The organism is Methylobacterium sp. 37f (assembly GCF_023093475.1).
Lineage (GTDB): Bacteria > Pseudomonadota > Alphaproteobacteria > Rhizobiales > Beijerinckiaceae > Methylobacterium.
Genome location: NZ_JAGHKN010000016.1, coordinates 1 through 15640 on the forward strand (window position 1 = coordinate 1; position 15640 = coordinate 15640).

Below are 15640 nucleotides of genomic sequence, written 5' to 3' on the forward strand. Positions count from 1 at the left end.
GTCCCCGAGCCCGCCCCGCGCCCGGCGCCGTGGGAGCTCATCCGCGAGGTCCTCGAACAGGGTCGGGCGGACGGCCTCGATGACCGCCAGCTTGCCGGCGGCGTCTACGCGATCCTGGTCGCCCACGGCCTGATCTCGGAGGGCCGGGCGTGAGCGAAGCGATCCGCTGGCCTCTAGCCGCCAACTTCCTCGATCGAGGCGATCAAGCGACCTCGCGCCATAGAGGCCTCCTGGACCCGCGCGTCACCCGGCGGGCAGCCGCCGTCGAGCAACCCCTTGAGGGTCGTCTCCGCCTCGATGAGGGCGCGTTCCATTCGCCGCAGCGTGCCCTGGCGTATGTCCTCCCGCAGAGACCTGCGGACAGAAGGGGCGGGGTCGTGGGCGTCGGGCATGCCCAAGATTCTGAGGCCGTCCCGCTGGCGAGGCAAGCGCGGACGGATGCGGAGCAGGCCCCGGCGGGCGGTCTGCCGGCGGTGGCAAGCTTCTGGTGAGGGAGAGGCCGATGCCCTGGTACCGGCAGCCGAAGGCCGACTATGGCCATCTGAAGGATCGCACCGAGGAGGAAGCCCTCAAGCGCGCGATCGCGTACCCCACCTATGGGGAGATCCATCAACTCGGCCTGATGGCCCAGTTCCACGCCCGGGCCGTCGCCATGTGGGGCGACGCCGACGTGCTCCGCTACGAGGACCTCGTGGCCGCGCACGAGCGGGTCCGCGCCGCCGACCCGACCTTCTTCGGCCACGGCCGCAACTGGGTGGGTGCCTTCCTCCACGACGTCGTCGGCAACGTCGTCGGCCATGGCCTGAGCCTCGGCGTGCTGGAGGAGATCTCGATCACCGGAGGCCGGGCCTTCCGCCTGGTCCGCCGTGAGCCGCTGTTCGAGCGGACGGGATCCGGGAGCTGGCGTCGGATCGTCGAGGGCAGCAAGCGCGGCGCCGCGCAGCGCGAGGCCTATCGCGTGCGGCATGCGGCGAGCCTGGACGAGAAGGTCCGCGAGCTCGTCGGGCGCCTGTGCGCCGGCGGGGCGGCCTTCCCGGACGGCTGGCTCACCCGCTACCCCGAGCAGTTCGGCAAGCTCCGGGGCCTCGCGGTCCTGGTCAGCGACGCGCGCACCACCGTCGAGACCGCCCACCACGGGATGCACCTGGTGGACCAAAAGTGGTGGGTGCGGGGGCTCGGGGACTTGGCCCGCAACGTCCGGACCGCGCCGGCGGCCGCCGTGCCGGACGAGGACCTGGAATCGTTGGGGAGCCTGACATGACGACCCTCTGGCACAAGGACCGCCTCTGGCCGTCCGAGACGTCGCCCATCACGGGCGGTCCCCTGCCGGGCGCGATCCCGCCGGGCATCTACGCCGAGAGCATCAAGGACTGGGAGCGCCTGCGGGCGAGGAGCTTCCGGCCCGGGCTGGACGTCATCCGGAAGGTCGGCGTGTCGAAGGTCGCGGGAATACCTCTGGCCGGCCTGATGATGAACGTCGCATCGGCCGAGCAGCTCGCCTGGCTCAAGGCCAACGAGAAGGTCGAGATCCCAGCGCCGGTCGTGCCGGCCGTCGGGGTCCGGGTGGACATGTCGCCCCTGGCGATCCTGGGGAGGCGGGCATGACCGAGGACCGGGAGCGGCTCTACCGTGGGATGACCCCCGAGCAGATCTCGGCGCACGAGGACTGGGTCCGCCGGTTCAAGGCGGCCGACGCCGGGAAGGCGGCCGCCGCGGCGCGGGAGGCCGAGCGGCTTGACCGCGAGCGGGGCATGCACGTCACCGCGATGCCGGACGAGGCGGTCCTCGCCGAGGCAATCGTCATCGTCCAGCGCGGCGCTGGCCTCAGCGCCGGCGTGATCTTCCTCCGCGAGGCCGGGTTCGAGAGGAGGGGCTGACATGCCAACCATCTGGCACAAGGACCGCTGGTGGCCGGGCGATCTCGTTGCACCTTTCGACACCCCTGCCGTGTGGGCGCTCCCCCTCGGCATCTATTGCGAGGACCAGGAGACGTTCGCCGCCTTGCGCCGATCGGCCTGGGAGAACGAGCCCGAGATGGCCTACGCCCCGGGCGGGCAGGCTTCGATCGGTGGCATCGCGGTCTTCGTCGCTACCCCGGAGCAGGCCGAGCTCCTTCGGGCGATGCCGGCCCGATCCCCTGAGGAATCCTTGGCCGAGCAGCAAGCCGAGGTCGACCTGCTCGCCGCGAAGGTCGACCGCCTGCAGAGGATGCTGAAGTTCGGAACCGTGCCGCGGCCCGGCGCTCCGACCCGGCCCTTCGAGGAGCGGAGGCTCTCGACCGTGACGAACGCGATCGTCTCAGGCGTCGAGTTCATGATGGGCCGCGATCCGGCGCCGGCGCCTGAGGTGAGGCATCCGTTCCGCGGGGCCAACCGCGGGCAGCGCCGGGCAGCCGAGGCCAAGGGGAGGAAGCGGGCATGAGCGCAATCGGACAGGCTATTCGCGATCTCTACGCCTTGAGGGTCGATGTCGCGGAGCAGGACGAGCGGCTGAACGATCGTGGCACTCGCCTCGAAGGTGTGATGTCCTGCGAGGCGATCGTTGAAGACGCTGCCGCCTCAATGGACCTGCTGGGCAAGCGGGTCTTGATCGCCGAGCAGGAGCGGAACGAGGCCGTCTCCGAGCTTCGTTCCGCCCGCTTCCGGCACGAGCAGGCCACGCGCTGCGCCGGCTGCGGCGAGCGCAAGCACACCCCGCTCAGGGTCGACGACATGGGCGGGTACGTCTGCCTGACCTGCATCGACAAGCGTCTCCATGAACTGCTGGAGAAGGAGCACGCATGACCGATCGGAAGCTCAAGTGGGAGATGGCCGTCCTCGCGTTCCGGACCCCCATGGAACAGGCGACGATCTCCCTGTGGGAGGCGATCGCCGGCGCGGCCGGCATGGTCGGCGACTTGCCGACGTGGTTCCGCGCCCGCGGCTTCATCCAGTCCACCAGGATGCTCGCGGTGGAACGGTACCTCGAAGACAAGGAGCGGCAGTACGCCGAGGCCGCATGACGTGGAGAGGGAAGACCGAGGTCGAGAAGGCCATCGCCTACGAGGCCATACGCTCCCGCATCCCAGATGTGTGGACGCTGCTCGAAATCGTCGAGCGCACCAACCCGCCTGACTGCATCCCCAACGAGGGGTCCGACCTGACCCTTACGACCGCCGAGGGCTGGCAGGTCTCCTACTTCTACGACGTCGGCGAGCTCGACTACATCGACGAGATCCGTTCGCCGGATGGCCTCGTCATCGACTTCTGGGAATGGCCCATGGGCGCGCCCGGCGCCGGATTCCTGAGGGCGTGGAGAGGCGTCGGGGATCTCGCTCGCCTCAGGACCTTCCGCGAAGGAAAGCCGATCCGGACCATCGACTGCACCACCCTTGGCGCGGAAGGCGAGATCCCGGTCAGCGAGGCGGAGCGCGAAAGCATCAGCTTCGACGGTACCGAGATCATCGGCGGGTACCTCGATTGGGACGCCTCGGTGATCCGTCGCATCCCGAGCGAAGCGGTGGTTCGCGGCTTGCCGGACTGGACCGCCACCAAGGTGGAGCTCGGTGACCGCCGGTTCAGCACCGACCGCACACCGTACCTCGTCGACCTGCTGAAGCGCTTGGGCGATGAGCCGATCGAGAAGGTTGTCTTCCGGATGCCTTCGCAGGTCGGGCACACCCTCTCCCTCATCGATGAGGCGGCTCGTTACGCCCTCGGCAACCGCGGCGAAACCGACGCGAATTGACGCGTCCAGGGATCGACTCCCCCGCCGATTTGTTCTCTATTCGTTCTCATGGACGAGACGGTGGAGACGATCGTGGACGAGATGGAACGCGCGTACATGGAGGCCGCCGACGGCGACGCGCGGGACGCCCTGCGCCGGGCGCTCGGGGATGCGTTGGTGGAGATGGCCTCCCTGTCCGGACAGGTCAGCCGCGACTTCGTGCGGGCCCAGCGCCCGGCCGACTTGGCCAGGAAGCTCGGGCGGGAACGCCGGGCGCGTGAGGGGGCCCGGTAGCGGCGGAATCGAAGGCTTAACCGGCGGCCGGCATCATGGCGGGCATGCCCGAGCCTGCCATGCCTGCATCGCCCCGCGAAATCGACGTCGACCTCGCGACCGAGCGGGTCCTGTTCCATGTCCGCCGGTACCGGGGGGAGGAGGCGCCCGACGCGAAGATTGCCTTCGGGGCGTTCCCCATCGAGAACCTGGCCAAGGATCCGATCTTCGAGGCGGCCGACATGACGGCGATCACGCGCCGGTCGGTGCTCCGCATGGCCGAGCGGGTCCACGAGATCTGGGCGGACGAGCGCCGGGTCGGCCTGCACATCGTCCTCAGCGACGGCCCGGGCGGGGACCACCGCCACCTGGCGCTGGCCAAGGCGAAGATCCTCAAACCCTGCCGGGCGCTCAGCGTGTTCGAAGGCGGCGGGTACAGGGTCGACATGGACCGGGCTCGGGAGCGCGCGGTGATCAGGCTGCTGGAAATCCTGGGAATCCCGGAACTGCCTGAGCCGCCGAACCCCGATGACGAGGCGTCGCTCGGGGACCTGGCGCCTTGAGACCCTGATCAATTCAGGCGACCTCGATCGCGGCGATGTCCTCGGCTGGCGGCGTAGGCGCCCAGTCCGCCCGGAGTTCGGCGGCCATCGACTCCATCTCAGACGCCTTCCGCAGGGCGAGCCGCTGCAGGGGATCGACGAGCCCCTCCGGCACGGGACGCTGCCCGGAGATCCACTGCGAGACCTGGGCCTGCGTGATCCTGCGGTTCGCCTCGATCGACAGGGCGGCCGCCAGATCGGACTGCCAGCGCGGCCCGAACGCCCGCTCGCCGAGCAGGATCACGGCGCGCCGAATGAGGACCTGGTCGGAGGAGAGGCCGCTGATGTCGACCTTGACCTCTCGGCGGGGCTTGGGCGGGGACTCGGTCATGGGGCTTCCTGTCGGGTGGGATAGCGTGCGGGGCCGGGGAATCCCGAGGGATGCGCGCCAGCTGAGGCCCGTGCGAGGGAGGTCTCTGACACCTCCCCCGAGGCGGGCATCAGCCCTGGCTGTCCATGAATTCCTCGGCGGTCATGTCATCGTCGATGGCCGCGCTGCCGAGCCCGTACCAGATCCCTTCGCCGAAATTCTCACGGAATTCGTGCACGTCGTAGCTGTGCGGCTGGGTGTACCAGTAGCGCGTCAGGGCATCACCCGAGCGTTGGTAGAAGATCGACGGCAGCGTGGCATCGTTCTCGATCGGCTGCGTGCAGTCCGCGTCCTCGTACAAGCCGTTGGCCAGGCCCTCGGCATGGATCCGGCCGGCCTCGCTCTGGGCCAAGAGCGAGGCTGCGTAGGCGCGCTCCCCGGCCTGTTCCACCGCATCACGCTCGGCCTTGCCCTCGGCCTCGATGCGGGCCTGCTCCGCGCTCATGTGCGCGTCCATCTCGTCGCGGCGCTTAGTGGCTTCTTCTTCGGCGACCCAAGCCTCGGCCTGGGCCGCAGCGCGGTCGGGGGGCATGCCGATCCGCAGGAAGTGTGAGGTCCTCTCGGCGATGCGGGAGAAACGGTCGGTGGTGGTGTTCATGGTCTGGTTCCCGTGGCGGAGGAGTGCATCTCTTCCTTGCTTGTAGATATACAAGCGACCTGGGCATGGGTCAAGGGCCTGCTTGTAAAAATAATAGCGCATTGAGGGGTAACGCTCTTAGGCCTCGAACCGCCCGCACGATCGAGTGGTCGGCCGAGCGATGAGGAGCTCGCGCCGGTAGGACAGGCACACGTCGGCGATGGCGGCCTGTCCCGTGTGACGGGTCGCCGAGGCGGGACCATCGATGCGGGCGTGATGCCGGCAGGCTGCGCAGCGCCCGGCGGGATCCTCGCGGCGATACCCGCGGACATCGTCAGGCACGGCGAACGGGCGTGTGCCCGAGAGGGACGTGAGGCCGAGGTAGGCATTGCGCGACATGGGCTGTCTCCTGGTGACAACCCATCATTCGCGCGAGCCACGCGGTTCTCGACATCCGGCTTGGGAGTGACAACGCCGCGTGAGATCGTCGAATCGTGACCAGCACGGACAGGGCTTCGAGCCCCGATCCCGCGTCGCCGACCACCCCGCCGGACACCGTCCGAGTGGGGTCTAAACGCGCGTATCTGTCCCCATAACTGTCCCCCTAGATCGGGGGAGGTTCTCTCGATGTGCCCCTACAGAGGGGAAATGTGGTGGGCCCGGCAGGACTCGAACCTGCAACCAGACCGTTATGAGCGGTCGGCTCTAACCATTGAGCTACAGGCCCAAACCGTTGGGACAGCTTGCGTTTCGGTGTCCGAGACGATCTCCAGGACCGCACCCGCACCGGACACGCCGGGTTTGCCTAGCGCGATCCGTCAGCGGCGGCAAGGCTTCCGGCGCCCGGGGCGTGCCACGGTGGAAGACGCGGCAAGGCGGGCTCATCGACGGAAAGGTTTGGACGGCAAGGGCCGGCGCCGTAATTCCCGAGACCGGCACGGCGGGGCAGGCATAGGGCGTCAGCCGGCTCTCGATGGTGCCCCCTGGCAGGCTGCCGGGGATCGGCGTCGAGCACGAGGCCAGCGCGACAGGCCGATGGCGTTTCCGGCGCGGCGGGCCTTGCCGAAGCCCCGCTGCAGGGTTCGGCCGGACGCCTCAGGCCGGCGGCCGGTCGGGCGCGAGGCCGAGTTGGGCATCCGCGAGAGCCTCGGCGAGAGCATCCGCGAGGGCGTCGACCTGCGCCGTGTCATGCGCGGCCGAGAAGGCCACGCGCAGCCGGGCGGTGCCGGCCGGCACCGTCGGCGGCCGGATCGCGACGACGAGGAAGCCGCGCGCCTCCAGGGCGGCCGAGAGGGCAAGCGCCGCTTCCGCCGTCCCGACATGGACGGGCACGATCGGGCTCGTCGCCTCGGGCAGTCCGAGCCGCGCCGTGAAGCGGCGGGCCAGGACCAGGGGTCGGGCGGCACGCTCGGGCTCCGCCTCGATGATGTCCAGCGCGCACAGGGCGGCCGCGGCCGAGGCGGGCGGCAGGCCGGTGGTGTAGACGAAGCTGCGGGCCCGGCTCGTCATGAGGTCGATGACCTCGCGCGAGGCGCAGAGATAGCCGCCATAGGAGCCCAGCGCCTTGGACAGGGTGCCCATTTCCAGGGGCGCACGGGCGCCCGCCTCCACCACGCCGAGGCCGTGGGCATCGTCCACCAGCGTCCAGGCATCGTGGGCCGCGGCGACCTCCAGGAGAGCGTCCAGGGGAGCCCGGTCGCCGTCCATGCTGAACACCCGCTCGGTGAGGATCAGCGCGCGCCCGTGGCGGCCCCTCCGCGCGGCCAGGATGTCCCGCAGGTGGCCGATGTCGTTGTGGCGGAAGCGCAGCATCGTGGCACCCGAGACCTGCGCCCCCGCGAACAGGCAGGAATGGCCGAGCGCATCGATCAGGACCAGGTCCCGGGCGCCCGCCAGGGCCGGCACGATGCCGAGATTGGCCATGTACCCGCTGCCGAAGACCAGGGCGGCGGCCTTGCCCTTGTGGGCGGCGAGCCGGGCTTCCAGCGCGCCCAGCACGGGGTGGTTGCCGGTGACGAGGCGCGAGGCCCCGGCCCCGGCCCCGTAGCGCGCCAGGGCCGCCTGGCCGGCGGCGATCACCCGGGGGTCGTCGGAGAGCCCGAGATAATCGTTGCAGGAAAACGACACCAGGGTCCGGCCGCTCCGTCGGGCGGTGACGCCGGGGCCGCGCGCGGTGTCGATCAGCCGGCGGCGCAGGGCGCGGGCCTCGAGATCGGCCAGGGTCTCGCGGGCGAACGCGTCGAGGCTGGACGGCGGGGAATCGGTATCGGACGGAGGGGCGGACATGCCGCCCGCATGGGGGCGAGCGGGACGGCCTTGTCAAGGACAGCCCGGTCTATCGCAGCGCCGCAGAGCAGCTCGGGGCCACGACGAAGCCGGACGACAAGATACGACGCGCGGGCAGTTAACCGCTTCGCAATGCGATGCTGCGTAGTTTGCTCGCCAAGGAGCGCCCTAAGCTTGGCGTTCCGGCACATTCTCGGAGTTCCGTGCCCCGCGCCGGCCCTCCCCTGACGGAGCACACCGACTCATGGCCCTCGATCTCGGCATGCCGATCCTCGTCGTCGACGATTATCAGACGATGGTCCGTATCATCCGCAACCTGCTCAAGCAGCTCGGCTTCGAAGAGGTCGACGACGCCTCCGACGGCACCGCCGCCCTGGCCCGCCTGAAGAACCGCAAATACGGCCTCGTCATCTCCGATTGGAACATGGAGCCGATGACGGGCTACGAGCTGCTGCGCCACGTCCGTGCCGACGAAGCCCTGCGCACCACGCCGTTCATCATGGTCACCGCCGAGTCGAAGACCGAGAACGTCATCGCCGCCAAGAAGGCCGGCGTGAACAACTACATCGTCAAGCCGTTCAACGCCGCCACGCTGAAGAGCAAGATCGAAGCGGTCTGCGGCGCCTGATCGATCGCCGACGCACACCGTAAGGGGGGAGCAAGGGACCATGCCACTCGCCAAGCAGGCGCGCAAAGCGAATTCCTCGCCGGACAAGCCATCCCTGATCCGCGAACTGGTCGAAATCGCGGATTACATCGCGCACCTGCGCAACGAGATCGCCGCGCTCCGGGCCAACGAACTCACCCGCGACCGCTTGCCGATGGCCCATGAGGAACTCGGCAGCGTGGTGGCCGCCACGGCGGGCGCCACCAATTCCATCATGAACACGGCCGAGGAGATCCTCGGCCTGCCCGACGACAAGAACTACCGCGCCACCGTCGAGGCGCGCATGAACGACATTTTCGAGGCCTGCACCTTCCAGGACATCACCGGCCAGCGCATCGCCAAGGTGGTGGAGGCTCTGCATCAGCTCGAGAGCCGGCTCTCGCGCTTCGCCAGCGCCGTCAAGGCCAAGGACAAGGGCGGCATCGATCCGGAGGAGGTGGAGCGCCGGGTCCGCCGCGAACTCCTCATCCTCAACGGACCGCAGATCAACGGCCCGGCCGTCGCCCAGGACGAGATCGACGCCCTGTTCGCCTGATCACCAGACCAGGATCACCAGACCAGGCGCTCGATCACCGCATCCGGCCGGACAGCCTGACGATCGAGCCAGTCGGCGATGTCGCCGAGGCTCGCGTGCGCGGCCGAGACCCCAAGCTCCTCCGCATGGATGCCGCGCGCCACCAGCAGGCTGGGAATGCCGTAGGCCGCCGCCCCCGCGATGTCGGTGCGCAGCGCGTCGCCGACCGCGAGCACGCGGGCAGGCTCCGGCGGCACGCGCCCGTCGAGGCCGCCCGCCAGCGTCAGGGCCGCCTCGTAGACGGGACGATGGGGCTTGCCCGCGTAGGTGACGGCGCCGCCGAGGCCTTCATAGGCTTCCGCGATCAGGCCCGCGCAGGGGACGAGCTCACCCCGGCGCTCGACCACGAGATCGGGATTGGCGCAGATCATCGGCACCGCCCGCGCCCGCATGGCCTCCAGCGTCGCGCGGTAATCCTCGGCGGTCTCGCAGGTGTCGTCGAACAGGCCGGTGCAGACCACGCGGTCGGCCGCCGCCACGTCGACCAGCTTCACGTCGAGCCCGTCGAAGATCGTGGCGTCGCGCTCCGGCCCGAGATGGTGCAGGCGCTCGCCCGGATGGGCCGCGATCAGGCTGCGGGTGAGGTCGCCGGAGGTCAGGATGGCGTCGTAGGCGGCGCGGGGCACGCCGAACCCGTCGAGGATCGCCTGTACGCCGGCCCAGGGGCGCGGCGCGTTCGAGACCAGCACCACCCGGCGTGGCCGCCCCGCCTCCGGCAAGGCGCGAAAGCGCATCAGCGCGTCGCTCGCCCCCGGATGGGCGTTGGTGCCGTCATGCAGCACGCCCCAGACATCGCAGAGAATCAGGTCGTAGCGCTCCGCGATCCCCGCAAGACCGTCCAGGGTCGGAACGGGCCGGGAGGCAGCGGAACGTGCGGGCGTCTCGGTCATGCGGGCGGACCTGTCCTGGCGGCGGGCGTGGAGGGAGCGCCGTCCGGTTAGGCGGGACATCCCCGGAAATCAACGCCGCCCGCGGTTCGCCGGTCTCGATCTCCGATCCCCGGCCTTCCCGGCGCCGATCGCTCCCGAAGGGCCCGGCGTCCAGGCGCGCTTTAGCCGGCCCGGCGCAGGAAATCGCGAAACGGGCGGCGCTGCGGCGGCGGCTCCGGGTCCTCGTTCGGCGGCGGCGCAGGCTCCGGCGCTTCGGGCGGGGCGTTGAGCACCTCGGCGCGCACCACCCGGGCGGGGGCGAAGACGATCCCCTGCGCCAGCGGCACATCGAGTTCGATCAGATCGGGCACGTCGGTCTCGCGCTCCACCTGCTCGGCGACGAGGCGGATGCCCGCCCGTGCCAGCGACGCCACGAGATCCTCGAGGGCGATGTCGGGCATCGCCTGGTGGGTGCCCGGCCGCAGCAGCAGGTCGACCGGCACCTTCACCTGGGAGACGCCCCGGTCGGCCAGGGCCAGGGGGTCGAGGCGCAGGTCGAGGGGCCGGTCCAGGATGAAGCCGATGCGGCCGCGCAGGTCCGCCAGCGCCCCGGCCTGCTCCGCGTCGAGGCTGCGCCAGCTCAGCTGCGGCAGGGCCAGCATCACCCGCCCCGACAGGTCCGGCTCGCCCTCGACGAGGCGGCCCAGGGAGCGCAGGAAACCCGGCTCGAACAGCGAGCGCGGCGACAGCCCGTAGGCCACCGCCGCCAAGCTGCCGCGCCCGGCGAGATGGCGCGCGATGGTGGCGACGCGCTGGAGCATGCGGCGGTCGAGATCGGTGGTGCGGCCATGGCGCTCCAGAACCGGCACGAAGGCCTCGGCTCCCAGGGATTCTCCCGCGAGGCGCAGGCGCGCCACGGCTTCGTAGGACACCACCTTGCGCTGCGGCAGCGACACGATGGGCTGGAGATGAACCTCGAGCCCGTCGCCGTCGTAGGCCGCGACCAGGGCCGCGTCCCCGGTCGGTTCGACCCGGCCCAGGGCGCGCGGGGTCCAGGGGGTTGCCGGGACGGCGGCAGGCCGGCGGGCCGGCTCCGCCTCGGCGACGCGGGTCGCCGGGCGCAAGTCGGGTTCGAAATCGGGGGCGATGCCTCGCGACGGAGCCGGGGGAACGGGGGGAACCGGTGGGGCCGCCTTGAGCCCGGCGATCTCCCCATCCTGGGCCGCGACCACCGCCGCCAGTTCCCGCACGATCCCGCTGAGCAGGCCGATCTCGGCCGTGACCTCTTCGAGCCCTGCGTTCAGATCCTGGCTGTCGAGGAAATGCGGGCTGTCGAGGCCGGGAGGCGCAGCGCTCGCGGGAAGCCCGGCCTCGACGGCGCGGACCTGCTGCTCGGCCAGGGCCCGGGTGACCGTCTCCAGGCGCACCAGGCGCTGCGACAGCACGTTGACCTCGCCGGACAGCTTCTCGCAGCGCGCCGTCAGCGTGCTGGCGCGCCGATGCGCGGTGAGCGCCGCCACGAGGCCGATCCCGGCGAGCCCGAGGCTCGCCTCGAGCGGGCTGAACACCGCCAGCGGCCCGAGGAGGCTGAGCCCGAGCAGGGAGAAGGCCCACAGGCTCGTACGCCGGCCAACGATCCGGGCCATCGGGGTCTTCGATCCTCGAAACATGAAACCAGGGCGCGTGCCGGCCCGCGCCCGCACGCAGCCATTTGTTGCCGAGACGCCGCCGGCCCACAAGGGACCGCCGCCCGCCGGGAACGAATTTCCGGTGGAGTGTGGCTTGGCGCGTTGTGTGCGCGCCGTTCAGGCGGGCGTTCCCCGGCAAGACCGCGTTCCGGCCCCGGGTTGGCGCACCAGTTCCGGCACCGCGGTCCAGCAACTTGCATCGGCCCGCCGCCGCATCACAATGCGGCCGACGGCACGAGAAGCCCGGAGCGCACCTCATGGACGCGACGCCATCGGACCTCCTGATACAGGTGGAGGGCATGACCTGCGACGGCTGCGTGGCGGCGGTGTGCCGGGCGATCCGGCGCCTCGACCCGGAAGCCAAGGTCGCGGTCGACCTCGATCACGGCTGCATCGCGGTCACGACCACGGCTCAGGCCTCAAGCATCGCGGAGGCGCTGTCGGAGGCCGGATACACGGCCAGTGCCATCACGGGATGACACGCACCTGATCCCAAACAAAATTTTGCCTGCGAATTCAAAATTTCCGACGCGCTTTTGCTTGTCCCTTCGCGCAAATTGATGCGATCGATCCTGTGTGGCCGTTCGGCCGATCCGTACGGCCCAACGTCGACGGATCCGGTCTCTCGGCAGACGACACACGCCAGCGGATGGATCCGGCCCCGCGCCGGGCCCAACCGCGCAAGAACAATCCGGGAGAAACGCAGTATGCCCTCAGATATCGAGATCGCGCGCGCCGCCACGCTACAGCCGATCACCGAGGTTGCCGCCAAGATCGGGATTCCGGACGAGGCGCTTCACCATTACGGTCGGCACATCGCCAAGATCGACCACGCCTTCATCACGTCGCTCGAAGCCAAGCCCGAGGGCAAGCTCGTGCTCGTGACGGCGATCAGCCCGACGCCGGCCGGCGAGGGCAAGACCACCACCACGGTCGGCCTCGGCGATGCGCTCAACCGCATCGGCCAGAAGACCGTGATGTGCCTGCGCGAACCCTCCCTCGGACCCTGCTTCGGCATGAAGGGGGGTGCGGCCGGCGGCGGCAAGGCCCAGGTCGTGCCGATGGAGCAGATCAACCTGCACTTCACCGGCGACTTCCACGCCATCACCTCGGCGCACAGCCTGGCGGCCGCGCTCATCGACAACCACGTCTACTGGGCCAACGAGCTCAACATCGACGTGCGCCGCATCCACTGGCGCCGCGTGGTCGACATGAACGACCGGGCGCTGCGCGCCATCACCCAGTCGCTCGGCGGCGTCGCCAACGGCTTCCCGCGCGAGGACGGCTTCGACATCACCGTGGCCTCCGAGGTCATGGCGGTGTTCTGCCTCGCCAAGGATCTGGACGACCTCGAGGCGCGCCTCGGCCGCATCGTCATCGCCGAGACCCGCGACCGCAAGCCGGTGACGCTCAAGGACGTCAAGGCCACGGGCGCCATGACGGTGCTGCTCAAGGACGCCCTGCAGCCGAACCTGGTGCAGACCCTCGAGGGCAACCCGGCCCTCATCCACGGCGGCCCCTTCGCCAACATCGCCCATGGCTGCAACTCGGTGATCGCCACCCGCGCCGGCCTCAAGCTCGGCGACTACGTGGTCACCGAGGCGGGATTCGGCGCCGATCTCGGCGCGGAGAAGTTCATCGACATCAAGTGCCGCCAGGCCGGCCTGAAGCCTTCGGCCGTGGTCATCGTCGCCACCGTGCGCGCCCTCAAGATGCATGGCGGCGTCTCGAAGAAGGAACTCGGCTCCGAGAACCTCGGCGCCCTGGAGAAGGGCTTCGCCAACCTGGCCCGCCACGTCAGCAACGTGCGCAGCTTCGGCCTGCCCGTGGTCGTCGGCGTCAACCACTTCTACGCCGATACCGATGCCGAGCATGCCAAGCTCAAGGAGCTGTGCCGCGACCAGCTCCAGGTCGAGGCCATCACCTGCAAGCATTGGGCGGAGGGCGGCGCCGGCGCCGAGGAGCTCGCCCATGCGGTGGTCAAGCTGGCCGAGGGCGAGCAGAAGCCGCTGACCTTCGCCTACGAGACAGAGACCAAGCTCACCGACAAGATCCTCGCCATCGCCACCAAGCTCTACGGAGCCGGCGACATCCAGGTGGAATCGAAGGCCGCCACCAAGCTCGCGCAGTTCGAGAAGGACGGCTACGGCCACCTGCCGGTTTGCATGGCCAAGACACAGTACTCGTTCTCCACCGACCCGAACCTGATGGGCGCCCCCTCCGGCCACCTCATCGCGGTGCGGGACGTGCGCCTCTCGGCGGGTGCGGGCTTCGTCGTGGTGATCTGCGGTGAGATCATGACCATGCCGGGCCTGCCCAAGGTCCCGGCCTCGGAAGGCATCCACCTCGATGCCAACGGGCAGATCGAAGGCCTGTTCTAGCACGGGAAGCCCCCTCCCCCGTCGGCGGGGGAGGATGGCCCCGGCGTGATCCGGCGCACGGCCCGTGCTAGCGGGATGGCATGACCGTCTTCATCGCCGGGCCCCGCCCATGATTCCCTGGGTCGTCCTCGACACCGCCCCCGTGCCCGGCGGGTCGGAGCCTCTGCGCCTGCGGCAGCGAGGCACCGAGTTCTCGATCCAGCTCGGCCCCAACGAGCTGATGAACAGCCGGCTCAGCGGTTCGGAGGAGGCGCTGGCGACCTTGACCGCCGAACGCCTGGGCATCCGGGCGAATCCGTGCTGGCTGATCGGCGGCTACGGCATGGGCTTTACGCTGCGGGCCGCCCTCGACACCCTCGACGCGAAGGCCCGGATCGTGATGGCCGAACTGGTGCCCGCCGTGCTGGATTGGGGGCGCGGCCCGCTGGCGCCCATCTCCTCCGAAGCCTTGGCGGACCCGCGGGTCGAAGCGCGGGTGGCCGATGTCTCGGAGGTGATCCGGGCCGGGCGCGGCGCCTACGACGCCATCCTGCTCGACGTCGACAACGGCCCCGACGGCCTGACCCGCAGCGCCAACGACCGGCTCTACGACGCCGCGGGTCTCGCGGCGGCGCGGGCGGCCCTGCGCCCCGGCGGCGTGCTGGCGGTGTGGTCGGCCCATCCCGACCCGGCTTTCACCCAGCGCCTCGCGCGCGGCGGCTTCCGGGTGGAGGCGGTCGGCGTCCGAGCCGGGCGGTCGCGGGGCGCGCGCCACACCATCTGGCTGGCCGAGCGCCCGGCGCGGTGACGGCAGTCAGGCCGAGGCGCCTTGGCGTTCGCGCCGGCGGCTGAGACGGGTCGCGCCGTAGACTTCCGCGAGCTGGCGCCGGGCAGCCTTGACCGGCGCTGCGTTCCGCTCGGCGCAGGCCGCCGCGATGATCCGCAAAGCATCGGCCACCGAACGTTCGAGCAACGCCTCGGCCGGGCGGCTCGTTGCGCCGACGGGCAGCCCCGATGCGTTCGTGAGAAGACTCATCTCGAGCTGGTTCATGACTCGGCCCCTGGGGACTCGACCTCTCGTTGGGCGCTCGGCCTCTCGGGGGCGATGTCTTCGTGCCGAGCATCGGCAGGGCGCAGGGCGACAACAAGGCAGCTTGGCCTTAAGCCTTTGCGGGGGTGGAGACACAGGCCTGACCCGCGATCCCCATCTCGAGGGATCCTCGAGCCCATGGCTCAATCGCGGCTCTGACCCTCGTTGAACTTGTCGCGGCAGATGTAGCCGACGAAGCATTTCGGATTGTCGCGCGTCATCTCCCAGGAGGGGCGCGTCGTTTCCGGTAGAGGACAGAACCCGACATCGCGCACGAAGCGCGAATAGGTGATCGGCCCCGTGGTCAGCACGATGGCGCCGGCCCGCGTGACCAGCGCCGAGGCCTCGGCGCAGGTCATGGCGGTGACGTCGGGGCGCGTCTGCGCCGAGGCTGCCCCCGGCAGGAGCGCGGCGCAGACGAGGAGCGGGGCGCAGACGAGGAGCGCGAAAAGGCTTTGGCGAGAGGCATCGGTCATCGAGATCCATCCGTCATCGTGGGTGACCTCCCGGCCGTCGGTCGAACCAGCCCGGCGGCTTCGTTGTCCTTTGATACCCTCGTCTCTCGATACTCCGCGGCCC

23 protein-coding genes and 1 tRNA gene are annotated in these 15640 nt (G+C 70.2%); 14 read left to right on the forward strand and 10 right to left on the reverse strand.

What is annotated here, in order from left to right; all coding sequences use genetic code 11:
• Positions 1–173: 173 nt before the first annotated feature.
• Positions 174–314 (reverse strand): hypothetical protein, encoded by a 141-nt coding sequence (locus tag J7U37_RS12620; protein WP_247635941.1) that lies wholly within the window; start codon positions 312–314, stop codon positions 174–176.
• A 188-nt stretch (positions 315–502) separates the two neighbouring features.
• Here J7U37_RS12620 and J7U37_RS12625 point away from each other — a divergent pair, with 188 nt between their 5' ends.
• The 9 genes from J7U37_RS12625 to J7U37_RS12665 all read left to right on the forward strand — a co-directional run bounded on the left by J7U37_RS12625 (position 503) and on the right by J7U37_RS12665 (position 4541).
• Positions 503–1261: a hypothetical protein gene (locus J7U37_RS12625; protein ID WP_247635942.1), complete on the forward strand. Its 759-nt coding sequence runs from the start codon at positions 503–505 to the stop codon at positions 1259–1261.
• Complete coding sequence (locus J7U37_RS12630) at positions 1258–1605, forward strand: hypothetical protein (RefSeq protein ID WP_247635943.1); 348 nt, start codon at positions 1258–1260, stop codon at positions 1603–1605. Before J7U37_RS12625 ends, J7U37_RS12630 begins: the two co-directional genes overlap by 4 nt.
• Positions 1602–1877 (forward strand): hypothetical protein, encoded by a 276-nt coding sequence (locus J7U37_RS12635; RefSeq protein WP_247635944.1) that lies wholly within the window; start codon positions 1602–1604, stop codon positions 1875–1877. Before J7U37_RS12630 ends, J7U37_RS12635 begins: the two co-directional genes overlap by 4 nt.
• 1 nt (position 1878) lies before the next feature.
• On the forward strand, positions 1879–2421 hold the full coding sequence (locus J7U37_RS12640; protein ID WP_247635945.1) for a hypothetical protein: 543 nt from the start codon (positions 1879–1881) through the stop codon (positions 2419–2421).
• Positions 2418–2783 carry a hypothetical protein gene (locus J7U37_RS12645; protein ID WP_247635946.1) on the forward strand — a complete coding sequence of 122 codons (366 nt, stop codon included), beginning with the start codon at positions 2418–2420 and terminating at the stop codon, positions 2781–2783. Before J7U37_RS12640 ends, J7U37_RS12645 begins: the two co-directional genes overlap by 4 nt.
• Complete coding sequence (locus J7U37_RS12650; protein ID WP_247635947.1) at positions 2780–3001, forward strand: hypothetical protein; 222 nt, start codon at positions 2780–2782, stop codon at positions 2999–3001. Before J7U37_RS12645 ends, J7U37_RS12650 begins: the two co-directional genes overlap by 4 nt.
• Positions 2998–3726, forward strand: coding sequence for a phage terminase large subunit family protein (locus J7U37_RS12655; RefSeq protein ID WP_247635948.1), 729 nt, complete (start codon positions 2998–3000; stop codon positions 3724–3726). Before J7U37_RS12650 ends, J7U37_RS12655 begins: the two co-directional genes overlap by 4 nt.
• Before the next feature lie 81 nt (positions 3727–3807).
• A complete protein-coding gene (locus J7U37_RS12660) occupies positions 3808–3999 on the forward strand; it encodes a hypothetical protein (protein WP_348772993.1) in 192 nt (63 codons plus the stop codon).
• Between the two features lie 35 nt (positions 4000–4034).
• Positions 4035–4541 carry a hypothetical protein gene (locus J7U37_RS12665; protein ID WP_247635950.1) on the forward strand — a complete coding sequence of 169 codons (507 nt, stop codon included), beginning with the start codon at positions 4035–4037 and terminating at the stop codon, positions 4539–4541.
• Between the two features lie 13 nt (positions 4542–4554).
• On the opposite strand, the gene J7U37_RS12670 is transcribed toward J7U37_RS12665, so the two are convergent.
• The 5 genes from J7U37_RS12670 to J7U37_RS12690 all read right to left on the reverse strand — a co-directional run bounded on the left by J7U37_RS12670 (position 4555) and on the right by J7U37_RS12690 (position 7813).
• Positions 4555–4911 carry a helix-turn-helix domain-containing protein gene (locus J7U37_RS12670; protein ID WP_247635951.1) on the reverse strand — a complete coding sequence of 119 codons (357 nt, stop codon included), beginning with the start codon at positions 4909–4911 and terminating at the stop codon, positions 4555–4557.
• Positions 4912–5020: 109 nt separating this feature from the next.
• On the reverse strand, positions 5021–5548 hold the full coding sequence (locus J7U37_RS12675; protein WP_247635952.1) for a hypothetical protein: 528 nt from the start codon (positions 5546–5548) through the stop codon (positions 5021–5023).
• A 117-nt stretch (positions 5549–5665) separates the two neighbouring features.
• A complete protein-coding gene (locus J7U37_RS12680; RefSeq protein ID WP_247635953.1) occupies positions 5666–5926 on the reverse strand; it encodes a hypothetical protein in 261 nt (86 codons plus the stop codon).
• A 252-nt stretch (positions 5927–6178) separates the two neighbouring features.
• A tRNA-Ile gene (locus J7U37_RS12685) sits at positions 6179–6254 on the reverse strand.
• A 368-nt stretch (positions 6255–6622) separates the two neighbouring features.
• A complete protein-coding gene (locus J7U37_RS12690; RefSeq protein WP_247635954.1) occupies positions 6623–7813 on the reverse strand; it encodes an 8-amino-7-oxononanoate synthase in 1191 nt (396 codons plus the stop codon).
• A 244-nt stretch (positions 7814–8057) separates the two neighbouring features.
• On the opposite strand from J7U37_RS12690, the gene J7U37_RS12695 reads away from it, so the two are divergent.
• Positions 8058–8441 carry a response regulator gene (locus tag J7U37_RS12695; protein ID WP_018046001.1) on the forward strand — a complete coding sequence of 128 codons (384 nt, stop codon included), beginning with the start codon at positions 8058–8060 and terminating at the stop codon, positions 8439–8441.
• Positions 8442–8481: 40 nt separating this feature from the next.
• Positions 8482–9015 carry a protein phosphatase CheZ gene (locus tag J7U37_RS12700; RefSeq protein WP_056187692.1) on the forward strand — a complete coding sequence of 178 codons (534 nt, stop codon included), beginning with the start codon at positions 8482–8484 and terminating at the stop codon, positions 9013–9015.
• Positions 9016–9029: 14 nt separating this feature from the next.
• On the opposite strand, the gene J7U37_RS12705 is transcribed toward J7U37_RS12700, so the two are convergent.
• Positions 9030–9944: a TIGR01459 family HAD-type hydrolase gene (locus tag J7U37_RS12705; protein WP_247635955.1), complete on the reverse strand. Its 915-nt coding sequence runs from the start codon at positions 9942–9944 to the stop codon at positions 9030–9032.
• 161 nt (positions 9945–10105) lie between these two features.
• Entirely contained in the window at positions 10106–11569 is a 1464-nt protein-coding gene (locus tag J7U37_RS12710; RefSeq protein ID WP_247635956.1) for an EAL domain-containing protein, read from the reverse strand.
• 299 nt (positions 11570–11868) lie between these two features.
• Here J7U37_RS12710 and J7U37_RS12715 point away from each other — a divergent pair, with 299 nt between their 5' ends.
• The 3 genes from J7U37_RS12715 (at position 11869) to J7U37_RS12725 (ending at position 14779) form a co-directional block, all read left to right on the forward strand.
• Positions 11869–12090 carry a heavy-metal-associated domain-containing protein gene (locus J7U37_RS12715; protein WP_056187687.1) on the forward strand — a complete coding sequence of 74 codons (222 nt, stop codon included), beginning with the start codon at positions 11869–11871 and terminating at the stop codon, positions 12088–12090.
• Positions 12091–12318: 228 nt separating this feature from the next.
• On the forward strand, positions 12319–13992 hold the full coding sequence (locus J7U37_RS12720) for a formate--tetrahydrofolate ligase (RefSeq protein ID WP_056485710.1): 1674 nt from the start codon (positions 12319–12321) through the stop codon (positions 13990–13992).
• A gap of 109 nt (positions 13993–14101) precedes the next feature.
• Positions 14102–14779 carry a spermidine synthase gene (locus J7U37_RS12725; protein ID WP_056485707.1) on the forward strand — a complete coding sequence of 226 codons (678 nt, stop codon included), beginning with the start codon at positions 14102–14104 and terminating at the stop codon, positions 14777–14779.
• 6 nt (positions 14780–14785) lie between these two features.
• Here J7U37_RS12725 and J7U37_RS12730 read toward each other — a convergent pair whose 3' ends face one another.
• Positions 14786–15007, reverse strand: coding sequence for a hypothetical protein (locus J7U37_RS12730; protein WP_056486176.1), 222 nt, complete (start codon positions 15005–15007; stop codon positions 14786–14788).
• Positions 15008–15204: 197 nt separating this feature from the next.
• On the reverse strand, positions 15205–15537 hold the full coding sequence (locus J7U37_RS12735) for a hypothetical protein (RefSeq protein WP_247635957.1): 333 nt from the start codon (positions 15535–15537) through the stop codon (positions 15205–15207).
• Between the last annotated feature and the right edge of the window lie 103 nt (positions 15538–15640).